Origin of the sequence: Salidesulfovibrio onnuriiensis, assembly GCF_008001235.1 — a bacterium.
GTDB lineage: Bacteria > Desulfobacterota > Desulfovibrionia > Desulfovibrionales > Desulfovibrionaceae > Pseudodesulfovibrio > Pseudodesulfovibrio onnuriiensis.
Window position 1 is genome coordinate 1,639,448 of the sequence record NZ_CP040751.1, and the last position, 12,639, is coordinate 1,652,086.

Below are 12,639 nucleotides of genomic sequence, written 5' to 3' on the forward strand. Positions count from 1 at the left end.
TGTGAGCTTGCAAGACCTTACGCCTGTGGTGTGCTACGGACAATCCAGGTCCTCGCGTATTGGTTGATACGCTGCGGGCTGGATTGTCCCGGCGTCTGGCACTCAAACCCTTCTGAACAGCCTTAGGGATTTTATGAAGAACAGTGCGGACACTTCAAACGGCGTGACGGTCATTGGCCTGGACCCGGGCTCCCGGGTCACGGGCTACGGCATCGTCACGGAAACCTCGGGCCAGGTCACCCTGGTGGCCACGGGCACGGTCCGCACCCCGGTCAAGCAAAGCATGGCCATCCGGCTGGGCGTGATCTTCAGGGAGCTGAGCCAGCTCATTGCGGAGCACGCCCCGGCCGAGGCGGCCATTGAAAACGTCTTCGTGTCCAAGAACGTCATGTCCGCGCTCAAGCTCGGGCAGGCGCGCGGGGCGGCCATGGCCGCCTGCGCATCCGCGGGCATGGACGTGGCCGAATACGAGCCCACCTACGTGAAGAAGAATCTCGTGGGCGTGGGCAACGCGCCCAAGTCGCAGGTGGCCTACATGGTCGCCCATACCCTGGGCATCCGCAATCCCGGCTGGGCCGAGGACGCCTCCGACGCCCTGGCCGTGGCCATCTGCCATCTCAACGAGCGCAGGCTCAGGAAACTCACGGGGCAGAAATGATCGCATATCTCGAAGGACGGGTTCTCGAAGTCACCGAAGCGGGCCTTATCCTGCTCACGCCCGGCGGCGTGGGCTACGAGGTCGCCGCGCCCGTGTCCGTGCTTTCCAAGCTGCCGGGCAAGGGCCAGGAGGTGCAGCTCTACATCCACACGGCCGTGGCCGAAAAGGCCATCGACCTGTACGGCTTCCTGACCTTCGAGGACCTGGAGGTCTTCCGCACCCTCATTTCCATCGACAAGCTCGGCCCCAAGAAGGCCATGGCCATCCTGGGCCAGTTCGACGCCGACCACCTGCGCGAGATCGCCTTCCGCGAGGACGCCGACACCCTGGCCACCGTGCCCGGCATCGGCCCCAAGTCCGCCCGCCAGATCCTCTGGAATCTCAAGGACAAGGTGGACAAGCTGGCCACCGCCCGGCTCAAGGCCGCCCCGGCCAAGGGCGGCAGGGCGGACAGGCGTCAGGGGCCGCAAGGCGAATATTTCGACGCCCTTGCAGGGCTCAAGAACCTCGGGTATTCCGAAGAGGAGGCCCGGCCCCTGCTCAAGGACATCTTCGACGAGGAGCCGGAAATTGACGCCGCCACGGCCATCCGTGGGGCTCTCAAGAAAATCGCGGCGGCCCGTACATGAGCAAGTGCACCCTTCCTGACGACACCATCCGGCCCAAACGTCTTGCCGACTTCATCGGCCAGGACGACCTGCGCGCCAACCTGGACGTGTTCATCCGCGCGGCCAGGGAAAACGGCCGTCCCCTGGACCATACGCTTTTCTACGGCAACCCCGGCCTGGGCAAGACCACCCTGGCCCGGATCATGTCCTCGGAGCTGGGCGTGAACCTTGTCTCCACCTCCGGCCCGGTGCTGGAGCGCTCCGGCGATCTGGCCGCCATCCTCACCAATCTCGAGGAAGGCGACATCCTGTTCATCGACGAGATCCACCGCATGCCGGCCACCGTGGAAGAGGTGCTTTACCCGGCCATGGAGGATTTCCAGATCGACCTGGTCATCGGCTCCGGGCCCGGCGCGCGCACCGTGAAGATCGACCTTGCCCCGTTCACGCTCGTGGGGGCCACCACCCGTCTGGGCCTGCTGACCTCGCCCCTGCGTGACCGGTTCGGCTGCGTGTTCCGCATCGATTTCTACACCCCCGAGGAACTGGGCCGCATTGTCCAGCGCGCCGCGCGCATCCTGGACGTGGAGGTCTCGGAAGAGGGGGCCTTCACCATCGGCAAGCGTTCGCGCGGCACTCCGCGCATCGCCAACCGCCTGCTGCGCCGCGTGCGCGACTACGCCCACGTGCACGGCAACGGCGACATCGACATGGACCTGGCCGAGATGGCCCTGGACCGGCTCGACGTGGATCCTTACGGCCTGGACTACATGGACCGCAAGATCCTGCATCTCATGATCGAGAATTTTGCGGGCGGCCCCGTGGGCGTGAAGACCCTGGCCGCGGCCTGCTCCGAAGAGGTGCGCACCATCGAGGACATCTACGAGCCGTACCTGATCCAGTGCGGCTTCCTGAAGCGCACCCCGCGCGGCCGCGTGGCCACCCCCAAGGCGTACAAGCATCTCAAGATGCGCATTGAGGACGGGGACCAGCGCAACCTGCTCAACGATTTCTAGGACATGGCTTTAGCGGCCAGGTGAAATTCCCTGAAGACGAATAGTTGAACGAACAGAACGCCCGGCGGCTCGCAGAGCCTCCGGGCGTTTTCGTTGATGGTTTTTGAGGAGAAATCGGCGTCTAGGCTTCGTGGCGCTGTTCTTCCAGGAGGGCCGGGGATGCCTGTCCGGACTTTTTGCCCAGCAGTTGCTTGACGTCCTCCAGGATCATGTACAGCGACGGCACCAGGACAAGGGTGATGACCGTGGCGAAGAGGATGCCAAAGCCCAGGGACAGCGCCATGGGGATCAGGAATCGCGCCTGCCGGGAGGTCTCCAGGATCATGGGGGCCAGGCCGCTGAAGGTGGTCAGGGTGGTCAACATGATGGGCCGGAATCGCGCCGTTCCCGCTTCCAGCACCGCGTCGTGGGCGCAGTGGCCCTTGCCGCGCTGTTCGTTGGCGAAGTCGATGAACACCAGCGAGTCGTTGACCACCACCCCGGACAGGGCCACGATGCCCAGCAGGCTCATGATGCTCAGGCTGTAGCCCATGAGGATGTGGCCCAGCACGGCCCCCACCGCCCCGAACGGGATGCAGACCATGATGATGACCGGCTGCAGGTAGCTCTTGAAGGGGATGGCCAGCAGTGCGTAGATGCCCAGCATGGCCATGAGCAGGCCGGTCATCAGGCTGGTGGTGGATTCAGTCATGTCCGCCTGCATCCCCTGCATGACGCAGCCCAGCCCGGGGTACCGGGACTTGATGGTCGGCAGGGCCTCGGCCAGCACCGTGGTCATGACCTGGGTGGCCTGGCTGCGGGGATTCACGTCCGCTGTGACCGAGAGCACCCGGCGTCCGTCCCGCCGCTTGATGGCCGTGTAGGCCCGGCCGCGTTTGATGGTGACCACCTCCCGCAGGGGCACGTCCATGCCGTCCGGCGTCTTGATCATCAGTTCCTCGAGATCGTATTCCGAGACGCGCTCGTTTTCCGGGCGGCGCACCACCACCTTGACCTCGTTACGGCCGCGCTGCTGGCGGAGCACTTCCGTTCCGTAATAGGCCGCGCGCACCTGGCTGGCCACTTCCTGGGCGGTCAGCCCGAGGCTGTTGCCCGCCGGGGTGATCTTGAAGTCGAGCTGTTCCTTGCCGGGGGAGAAACCGTCGTCCACGTCCTTGACCCCGGGGTACAGGGCCAGGGATTCGGCGAGGTCGGCCGCGGCCGCCTCCAGGGTGGTCACGTCCGAATGGCTCAATTCGAATTCCAGGGCGTCGCCCGCTCCGGGACCGCCCTTGTCCGAGGAAAAGGATATGGTTTCCAGACCGGCGATCTCGCCCGCTTCCTGCCGCCAGAGCCGGACGAATTCATCCGTGGATATGGGGCGGATGTCGGCGGCCGTGAGATAGACCTGGATCTTGACCACGTGGCTGCCGGAAATGTCGCGCCCGGCCCCGCCGATCTTGGAGTCGATGCCCTCGACGAGCCTGTCGCCGCCATTGGTCTCGATCACGCGGTTCGCCGCAGCCAGGAAACGGTCGCGGACAGCCTCGGATTTGGATGCGGGGGAGCCGTAGGGCAGCTCAACCTGCAGATAGGCGAAGTCGGATTCCACCTTGGGCATGAGGGTGAACCCCTGCCTGCCGCTGGCCACGTACGCCCCGGTGAGCGCCAGCAGGGCGATCCCCACCGCCACCGTGGCGTAGCGCCACTGCATGGTCCAGTCCAGCAGGGGGCGGTAGGTGTTGCGGATGAAGCCCAGCAGCCCGTTGGCCACGCGCTGCTGGTAGCCGGAAATCCAGTGCATGAGCCCGCTTTGGCGGCCCTCCTTGAGGTGGGCCAGGTGCGCGGGCAGCACGAACAGGCTCTCGATGAGCGAGACGGCGAATACGCTCATGACCACCACCGGAATGGACCAGAAGATCTTGCCCATGGTGCCGGGGATGAACAGCAGGGGCATGAAGGCCACGATGTTGGTCAGCACGCTGAAGGTCACGGGCATTGCGATGCGTTTTGCCCCCTCGATGGCCGCCCGGAGCGGCGGCATGCCCTGCTGGCGCATGGAGAAGACGTTTTCCCCCACCACGATGGCGTCGTCCACCACGATCCCCAGGGCGATGAGGAAGGCGAACATGCTGATCATGTTGATGCTCACGCCCAGGGTGGGCAGGATGAGGAACGACCCCAGGAAGGAGACGGGAATGCCCATGGCCACCCAGAAGGCCAGGCGCGGCTCCAGGAACAGGGCCAGGAACACGAACACCAGGGCCAGGCCCAGGTAGGCGTTGTTCAGCAGCAGGTCCATGCGCTGGCCGTAGACCTCGGACATGTCGTTGAGGATGGTGGCGGAGACGTTCTCCGGCAGCCGCTCCTGGAAGCCCGCCAGGGTGTTGCGGACCGATTCGGCCACGGACATGGGCGTCTGGTCGCCGATGCGGTAGACGTCGACGCGGATGGAGGGCTGGCCGTTGTAGGTGGTGATGATGTCCTCGTCCTCGAAGCCGTCGATGATGGTGGCGATATCCTCCAGCAGCACCTGGGTGCCGTCGCTGCCCGTGACGATGGGGGTGCGCGCGAAGTCGCGGCCGTAGTCACGCCGTTCCTTCATGCGCACCAGAATTTCGCCGGAATCCGCCTTGATGCCGCCGCCGGGCACGTCCACGGAGGCCTCTTCAAGGCGCTGGGCCACCTCTTCCAGGGTGAGGTTGTAGGCGCGCAGTTTTTCCTGGGGGATTTCAATGGAGATCTGCAGGTCGCTGACCTCGTTGAGCTCCACCTGGGTCACTCCGGGGTCGGCGATGAGTTCGCTGCGCAGGTCCTCGGCCAGCGCGCGCAGGACCGTGTCCTCCTGGTTGCCGTAGATCATGACCGAAAGCACCTGGCGCGTGCGGGACATCTCGGAAACGACCGGGTCCTCGGCCTCCTCCGGGAAGGAGGAGATGCGGTCCACCTCGGTCTTCACGTCCTGGGCGAGTTTCTGGAGGTTCGCGCTCTCCAGGGCCTCGATGGTCACCGAGGCGGATCCTTCCGATGCCGTGGAGGTCACTTCCTTGACCCCGTCGAGCCCCATCACGGCCTCTTCGATGGCCAGCACGATGCCCTGTTCCACTTCCTCGGGGCTGGCCCCGGGATAGGACACGGACACGGACACGGTATCCTCGGAGAATTCGGGGAAGACCTCCTGCTTGATGTGCAGGCCCATGGCCAGACCGCCCACCAGCAGCACCACCATGAGCAGGTTGGCTGCCACCGAGTTGCCCGCCATCCAGGCGATGGGGCCTTTTCTTTCCTGTTGGCTGCTATTGCTCATCGTTCACCTCCGAGGCCTCGGCCATCTCGGAATCGGTATTTGGCTGCGAGTTCTTCATGGTCTGGACGGCCATGCCCTGCACGGGAGCGGAAAGATCGGAGACGACGATGGTTTCGCCGCCGGAGAAACCCTTGTCAAAGACGATGGTGCCCTTGTCGCGCCAGACCGGGGCGGCCTCGTGGATGTCCAGGGTATTGTCCTGGGCCAGGAGCCAGACCTTGCCGTTGTCGCGGTAGGCGGTCCTGGGAATGGCATAGACGTTTTCCAGGGTGCCGCCGTCGATCTCCACGGAGACGTAGCTGCCGAGCAGCAGCGGCTTGACGTCCGGGAGCCCGGCAAGGTTGAGGGGATCCTTCACGGCAATGACCACCCGGGCCATGCGTCCCTCGCTTTCCAGGGAGGGCAGGAGCTTGAACACCCTGCCGGTGCGCACGGAAGCGTTGGCGCCGTTGCCGCTGCGGATGCGCACCAGCGATCCCTCGGTTTCGCCGTAGGGAATGGTGATCCAGTCCAGACGGTCCACGGGCACCGAGGCCGTGATCCAGAATTCATCCGTGCCCACCAGGGTCGCCAGGGATTCCTGCTCGGACACGACGGCTCCGATGTCCACGCTTTTTTCCTCGACCATGGCGGAGAAGGGGGCCGTGATCCGGGTGCGCTGCAGGTCCACCTGGGCCTGGCGCAGCTTGGCCTGGGCGGCCTTGAGGTCTGCCTTGGCCTTTTCCAGGTGCGGCTTGCGCAGGGCCAGCTCGGATTCCGCCTCCGTGGCCCTGGTGGAGTCCTTGAGCAGGTCCCATTCGCGGCCGGCCACGTTCTGGTAGCCCTGTTCCACCTTGAGGTTGTACTGGGCCTCGGTCACTTCGGCCCGCACCTCCTCCAGTGCCAGTTCATAGTCGTTGAGGTCGATGCTCAGGACAGTGTCGCCTTCCCGGAAGTATCCGCCGGGTACAAAGGAGGGGGCCACGGACTTCACTTCGCCGGTGACCTGGGCCTTGAGGTCGATCTGCCGGGCGGCGGAAACCGTGCCCATGGCCGAAACCCAGACTTGGTAGTTCTCCGGCGTCATGGCTTGGGTCTCCACCAGCGGGCGCACCGTTGCGGGGCGCTGCTTCTGGCTCTTGGGGGCCGTGGCGACCATGGCGTATGCGCCGACCGCGCCTGCCACCATGACGGCGGCCGGAATCAGGACCTTGAGACGGAGTCCGGAACGGATTGTATCAAATATGGTGCTCATGGCTTACCCCTCGCTGCTTTCGTTCGTATTGGCCGCGGTTTTTCGGTCCGCGTTCTGTTCTTTCAGGTTATCCGTCCAGGTGCCGCCCAGGGCGCGGTGCAGTTCCACGCGGTAGAGCAGCAGGTCCTTGCGATAGTCGATCATGGAAACCTCCAGCTCCTGGACGGAGAGCATGGCGCTGAGCACGGGAAGATAGGTGTCCAGGCCCTGGGAATAGCGCAGGAGCGCCTCGCGCATGCTGGTCCGCGATGCATCGAGCTGCAGCTGGCGCGCGGCAATGTATTCCCGCTGCCATTTTTCCTGAGAAAGGGCGTCCTCCACTTCCTTGAAGGCGGTGTAGACGGTGTTCTTGTAGGTTGCGACCTGCTCGTCCACCACGGCCCGGGCCTTTTCCACCTCGGCCTTGCGGTAGCCTCCGTCGAGCAGGGGACCCACCAGGGAGGCCACCAGTCCGAGCGCCCAGTTGTTGAAGATGGTCGTGATCTGGGTGCCCGAGAACTCGGCGCTGCCGGTCAGGCTCAGGGAAGGCAGGCGGTTGGCCCTGGCCGCGGCCACGTCCCAATCCGCGGAGGCGAGTTGCAGGCCCGCGGAACGCACGTCCGGCCGGTTGGCCAGCAGGTCCGCAGGCAGGCCCAGGCCGGGGAGCTCCGCCACCTCGGGCAGGTCCGCGTCGGCCACGGTGATGCTGCCCGCAGGCTTGCCGAGCAGCAGGGCCAGCTCGTGCAGCAGCACCTGCTCCTCGGATTCGACTTCGGGCACCTGGGCCTTGACCCCGGCCAGGTTCTCGCGCTGCTGGTAGACGTCCAGCGCCGTGGAAATGGAATTGCGGAACCGCAGTTCGATCAGTTCGAGGTATGTTTCGTTGGCCTTGACCTGTTCGGCCAGGATGCGCTTCTTCTGGCGCTGGACCTGGATTTCCAGCCAGCGGGAGACCACCTCGCCGGCAACGGTCATGGCCGAGGTGCTCAGGTCTTCGCGGGAGGCCATGTAGTCGAGGTCCCCGGCCATGGCTCCCGCCTGGATGCGGCCCCACAGGTCCAGCTCATACCCCGCTCCCAGGCCGATGGCGTGGGTTTCCGAGGTGGTCTGCTTTTTGGTCTTGCTGCTGTAGGCGCTGGAGTGGGAATAGTCCCCGTTCAGGTCCAGGGTGGGATATTTGTCGGCCCCTGCCTGGGTGGCGGCGGCCCCGGCCTGGCGCAGACGGGCCCAGGCCACATGGATGTCCAGGTTGGCGGAAAGGGCTTCCTCCACCAGGCCGTTCAGTTCCGCATTGCCGAAGGCCTCCCACCATTTGCCCGTTTCCCTGTCCTGCTCGGAATACAGGGAATAGGCGGAGGGAAGGGCGGCCACGGGTTCCTGCCGGGGAGAGGGCTTGAACGGGGAGCACCCCGCCATGAGGACCAGCAGGCAACAGAACATGGCCGTGCTCTTCCTCATGGATGTTGAAATGTATCGCATATGTTTTCTCCACGAATATTCTTGATGAGTCGAATGTATTGAAAAGATATCGCGAGAATGATGGGGTGCTGATAAAAGATGTTAAAGGATGTTAAAGTGCGGCCCGGCCCCTTTTCTTCGCGGGCCTCAGAGAGTACGAGCGAGATTATGGATACAAACGGCCCGATTCTGCTTATCGACGACGACAGGAAGCTCCGCGCCCTCATCGAGGAGTACCTCGTGGAGTACGGATTCGAGATCCACACGCTTTCCTCGGGCAGGGACGCCCTGGCGACCGTGCTGAAGCTGAACCCCAGCGTGATCATTCTGGACGTGATGATGCCGGGCAAGGACGGCTTCGAGGTGCTGCAGGAGATCCGGACGGAATCCTCCGCGCCGGTCATCATGCTCACGGCCAAGGGAGAGGATACGGACCGCATCGTGGGGCTGGAGCTGGGGGCCGACGACTACATGGCCAAGCCCTTCAATCCCCGGGAGCTGCTGGCGCGCATCAAGGCCCTGCTGCGGCGCATCGACGCCATCGAGAACAGCGGGCGCAAGCGTAAAAAGAACACCAGGATCGCGGTGGGCGGCATGGAGCTCAACGTTTCCAAGCAGACCCTGCTCATCGAGGGCGAGGAGCTGGAGCTGGCCCCCACGGAATTTCGCCTGCTCAAGGTGCTCATGAGCAATCCGGACGCGGCCCTGACCCGTGACGAGCTCATGGACCTGGTCTGGGACAAGGATTTTTCCGCCTATGACCGCAGCATCGACGTGCACATCAGCAAGCTGCGTACCCAGCTCAAGGAGTATCCCGAGCATGCGAAACGCATCAAGACCGTGTGGGGCACGGGCTACATGTTCGTGGGGGAAGCATGAAGATAAGCCGGCTTTACCTGAAAATCCTGGGCACGTTCCTGCTGGTCCAGGTTGCGGCCATTCTGGCCATGTTCATTTTGCTGCACTACGACAAGATCCGCCCGCCTTTCGCGCTCCATGCCGAGGAGCGAACCGTGGCCATCAAGCGGCTTGTTTCCAATGCCCTGGAGGGGCATGGGCGCCTGGATCAGGCCCTTGAGAATCGCCTGTCCACCATGCTGACAATCTTTGCCAGCGCATTCCAGGGCGAAGCCTGGATCACAGACGGCCAGGGACAGATCCTGGTCAGTTCCTTTCACGGCCCCATCCCCATGACCGGCGAGGAGAGCGTGGAAAAGGAGATTCCCACCAAGGGGGGGATACCCTGTATCTTGTCAAGAAAGGCGACATGAATTCCATTTATATGACCGGCAGGGCCATGTTCGGTAATGCTCCTCTGACGATACACATCCTGCACCCCTGGAGGAAACACCGGGAGGAACAGTGGTTCATGAACGGGCTGCTGCTCATGTCGGTGGTGGCGGCCCTGCTGCTCATTCCCTGTTCGCGCAGGATCACCAAGCCGCTGAACGAATTGACCCGGTCGGCCCGGAAAATGGCCGAGGGCGACTTTTCCCCGCGTGTGCAGGCGCGGGCCAGGGACGAGCTTTCCGTGCTGGCCGGGGCCTTCAACCACATGGCCGAGAGCCTGGAAAAGATGATCCGAGGCGGCCGGGAACTGACGGCCAACCTTTCCCATGAACTGCGCAGCCCCCTGGCGCGCATCCGTTTTTCCCAGCAGATCATCCTGGACAAGGTCGAATCCGGAAAGACCGACGGGGTTCTGGACCATGTCCGCAAGATGGAGGCCGAGATCGACCACATGGACGGGCTCATCGACGAGATCATCGCCCTTTCCAAGCGCGATTTGCAGGAAGCCCCGCCCCGGAACGACGTGGTGGACATGGCGGCCCTGCTCGATGAGGCGATGGAGCGCCAGCAACAGCTCATGCAACAGAAGTCGGTCTCCATGGCCCGGGCGTTTGAGCCCATGCCGGGCTACCGCTGCAACGAAAGCGACATGCGCATCGTCCTGGACAACGTGCTTTCCAATGCGGTCAAGTACTGCCCCGAAGGGAGCGCCATTTCGGTCGGGGGACGGGCGGACGGCGGTTTCATTTCCCTGCGGATAACCAATCCCTATCCCCCGCTTTCCGAAGAGGAGCTGGAAACGGTCTTTTTGCCGTTCAAGCGACTCGGCTATGAGGATGTGGACGGGAGCGGCCTGGGGCTGGCCTTTGCCCGGAAGATCGTCGAGGAGCACGGCGGAAGCATGCAGGCGTCCAACGAGCCGGAAGGCTTTCGCATGACCCTGCGGCTGCCTCTGGGACACCGGGAAGGGTAGCCCGCAGGGATATCCCTATTCCCCGCTGATCTTCACCAGCACTCGCTTCTTGCGGCGGCCGTCGAACTCCCCGTAGAAAATCTGTCCCGGGTGCCAGCCCGGGGACAAGCGCATTCTCTTTACTCTCCAGACTCATCCCTTATCCGAAGAAAAACATGACAACTCATGCGTATTGGCGACATGAGTGTCGTATGACGGGAAAATCCTTGGTATTCGGGGGAAAGGTGCGCCTTGGCCGTATTTGCGTCACTTGTGTCGCCTTTTTCGTTTTGCTGCGCAAGGAGTGCTTGCGCCACATTTCACAAGAGCGGCGGGCGGTTCCCGGCATTGGTCCGAATTGGCCTGCATCTTGCTCAAGCCGGGTGCGCCTGCAGACGCATGGGCACCGTTTCGGTGCGTGAGGGGAATGCTGCCAGTGTCCGGCAGCTTCGGCATGACAGCTTTCGGGTGATCACCGAAAAGCGGTCAGGCACAATCAACTATACTCGCTATAATCGACACTCCATTGTATTGTAGTGTCGTGTGCAAGCATACCCGTTCTGGAGGAGGAATGGTTACAAAAGGAAACGGCGAAGGCGCGGATCTTCGTCCCGATAACAAGATTCTTGTCCCGGCGACACTGGTTCTGATCGGCATTATTGCCTGTTCGATCCTGTTTACCGAAGCAAGTGAAAAAGTTCTCAAGTCCGTCTATTCTGTTTTTACCCATACCACCGGGACCTGGTACCTCTGGGTGACCGTGGGCATGATGATCCTTTCTGGCTTTTTCATGTTTTCCAGCTACGGCAACATCAAGTTCGGCGAGGAAAACGAAAAGCCCGAGTTCAACAACTACTCATGGATCGCCATGATGTTCTGTTCCGGTGTGGCCGGGGCGGTCATGTTCTGGTCCATTGTCGAACCCCTGTTCAACCTGGCGTATCCTCCCAAGTTTGCGGAACCGCTTTCCCGCCAGTCCTTTGAGTGGGCAATGTCCTATGTCCTGCTGCACTGGGGGCCGGTGACCTGGCCCTGGTACGTGGTGACCGCGCTGCCCATCTGCTACATGTTCTACAAGCGCAAGAAACCGGTGCTGCGCATCAGCTCCGCCGCAGAGCCCGTTCTGGGCGAAAGGGTCAACGGCGGCATCGGCAAGGGCATCGAAGTCTTTTTCATCATCGGCCTCATGTTTTCCAACGCCGCGGTCATGGGCGTGTCCGTGCCCATCGTCAACCATGCCCTGGCATCGGTCATGGGCATCGAGCCCAGCTTCACCCTGGAGATGATCATTCTCGGCATTTCCGCCGTCATCTTCACCGTGTCCGTTTCCCTAGGCCTCAAGAAGGGCATCAAGATCCTGTCCGACACCAACGTGATCATCGCCCTGTGCATGGTCTTCTTCTGTCTGGTGGCGGGCCCCACCGTGTTCATCGTGGACAACTTCACCAGCTCCTTCGGGCACATGATGAACAACTTCTTCGGCATGATCTTCTGGACCGACCCCTACACAAAGGGCACCTTCCCGCAGGACTGGACGATCTTTTACGCCCTGTGGATGGCCTCCTACGGTCCGTTCATGGGCCTGTTCATCGCCCGCATCTCCCGAGGCCGCACCGTGCGGCAGGTGGTCGGCCTGGGACTGGCCGGCGGTATCGCGGGGTCCTACCTCATTCATGCGGTGTTCGGCGGCTATACCCTGTATGCGCAGCTGAACGGCATTGTCGACGCCGTGGCCGTGCTCAAGGCCAGCGGCGGCCCGGCCGCCCTGGTGGCGACCCTGGGAACCCTGCCGCTGGGGCAGTTCGTTCTCGTGGGCTACTGTGTCTTTTCCACCATCTTCCTGGCCACCAGCGTGGATTCCTGCGCCTATGTCATCTCCTGCGCGGCAACCACCCGGCTGGTGCCGGGCTCCGAGCCCACACGCGGCCACCGCTTTTACTGGGCGGTGATCCAGGCGGGCCTGGCGCTCGCGGCCATCACCATGGGCGGCCTCGGGCCGGTGCGCATCTTTGCCAACTTCTCCGGCGCGCTCATGCTGGTGCCCATCGCCTTCGTGGTTATGGCCTGGTTCAAGATGACAAGGGAAGACAACGCACTCCTGATGTGCTGCACCCCCAAGAAATAAGAATTCATTAGTCCTCACACGGTGGGAAGACCC

At 63.1% G+C, this 12,639-nt stretch carries 10 protein-coding genes; 7 read left to right on the forward strand and 3 right to left on the reverse strand.

Features of this window, described 5'->3' with window-relative positions:
* Positions 1-133: 133 nt before the first annotated feature.
* From ruvC to ruvB, 3 genes are read left to right on the forward strand one after another with little or no spacing between them, the layout of a single operon-like run.
* Entirely contained in the window at positions 134-658 is a 525-nt protein-coding gene (ruvC, locus tag FGL65_RS07495; protein WP_147820602.1) for a crossover junction endodeoxyribonuclease RuvC, read from the forward strand.
* Positions 655-1,287, forward strand: coding sequence for a Holliday junction branch migration protein RuvA (gene ruvA, locus FGL65_RS07500; RefSeq protein WP_147820603.1), 633 nt, complete (start codon positions 655-657; stop codon positions 1,285-1,287). The genes ruvC and ruvA overlap by 4 nt, the downstream gene beginning before the upstream one ends.
* A complete protein-coding gene (gene ruvB, locus FGL65_RS07505; RefSeq protein WP_147820604.1) occupies positions 1,284-2,282 on the forward strand; it encodes a Holliday junction branch migration DNA helicase RuvB in 999 nt (332 codons plus the stop codon). Before ruvA ends, ruvB begins: the two co-directional genes overlap by 4 nt.
* A 121-nt stretch (positions 2,283-2,403) precedes the next feature.
* On the opposite strand, the gene FGL65_RS07510 is transcribed toward ruvB, so the two are convergent.
* From FGL65_RS07510 to FGL65_RS07520, 3 genes are read right to left on the reverse strand one after another with little or no spacing between them, the layout of a single operon-like run.
* Positions 2,404-5,568, reverse strand: coding sequence for an efflux RND transporter permease subunit (locus FGL65_RS07510; RefSeq protein WP_147820605.1), 3,165 nt, complete (start codon positions 5,566-5,568; stop codon positions 2,404-2,406).
* Complete coding sequence (locus tag FGL65_RS07515; RefSeq protein ID WP_147820606.1) at positions 5,558-6,802, reverse strand: efflux RND transporter periplasmic adaptor subunit; 1,245 nt, start codon at positions 6,800-6,802, stop codon at positions 5,558-5,560. The genes FGL65_RS07510 and FGL65_RS07515 overlap by 11 nt, the downstream gene beginning before the upstream one ends.
* A 3-nt stretch (positions 6,803-6,805) precedes the next feature.
* Positions 6,806-8,260 (reverse strand): efflux transporter outer membrane subunit, encoded by a 1,455-nt coding sequence (locus FGL65_RS07520; protein ID WP_147820607.1) that lies wholly within the window; start codon positions 8,258-8,260, stop codon positions 6,806-6,808.
* 147 nt (positions 8,261-8,407) lie between these two features.
* Here FGL65_RS07520 and FGL65_RS07525 point away from each other — a divergent pair, with 147 nt between their 5' ends.
* The 4 genes from FGL65_RS07525 (at position 8,408) to FGL65_RS07545 (ending at position 12,606) form a co-directional block, all read left to right on the forward strand.
* Positions 8,408-9,118 (forward strand): response regulator, encoded by a 711-nt coding sequence (locus tag FGL65_RS07525; RefSeq protein WP_147820608.1) that lies wholly within the window; start codon positions 8,408-8,410, stop codon positions 9,116-9,118.
* Positions 9,115-9,510, forward strand: a complete 396-nt coding sequence (locus FGL65_RS07530; protein ID WP_147820609.1) for a hypothetical protein — start codon at positions 9,115-9,117, stop codon at positions 9,508-9,510. Before FGL65_RS07525 ends, FGL65_RS07530 begins: the two co-directional genes overlap by 4 nt.
* On the forward strand, positions 9,507-10,502 hold the full coding sequence (locus tag FGL65_RS07535; RefSeq protein ID WP_147820610.1) for a sensor histidine kinase: 996 nt from the start codon (positions 9,507-9,509) through the stop codon (positions 10,500-10,502). Before FGL65_RS07530 ends, FGL65_RS07535 begins: the two co-directional genes overlap by 4 nt.
* Positions 10,503-11,052: 550 nt before the next feature.
* Positions 11,053-12,606: a BCCT family transporter gene (locus FGL65_RS07545; protein WP_147820611.1), complete on the forward strand. Its 1,554-nt coding sequence runs from the start codon at positions 11,053-11,055 to the stop codon at positions 12,604-12,606.
* The last annotated feature ends 33 nt before the right edge of the window (positions 12,607-12,639 follow it).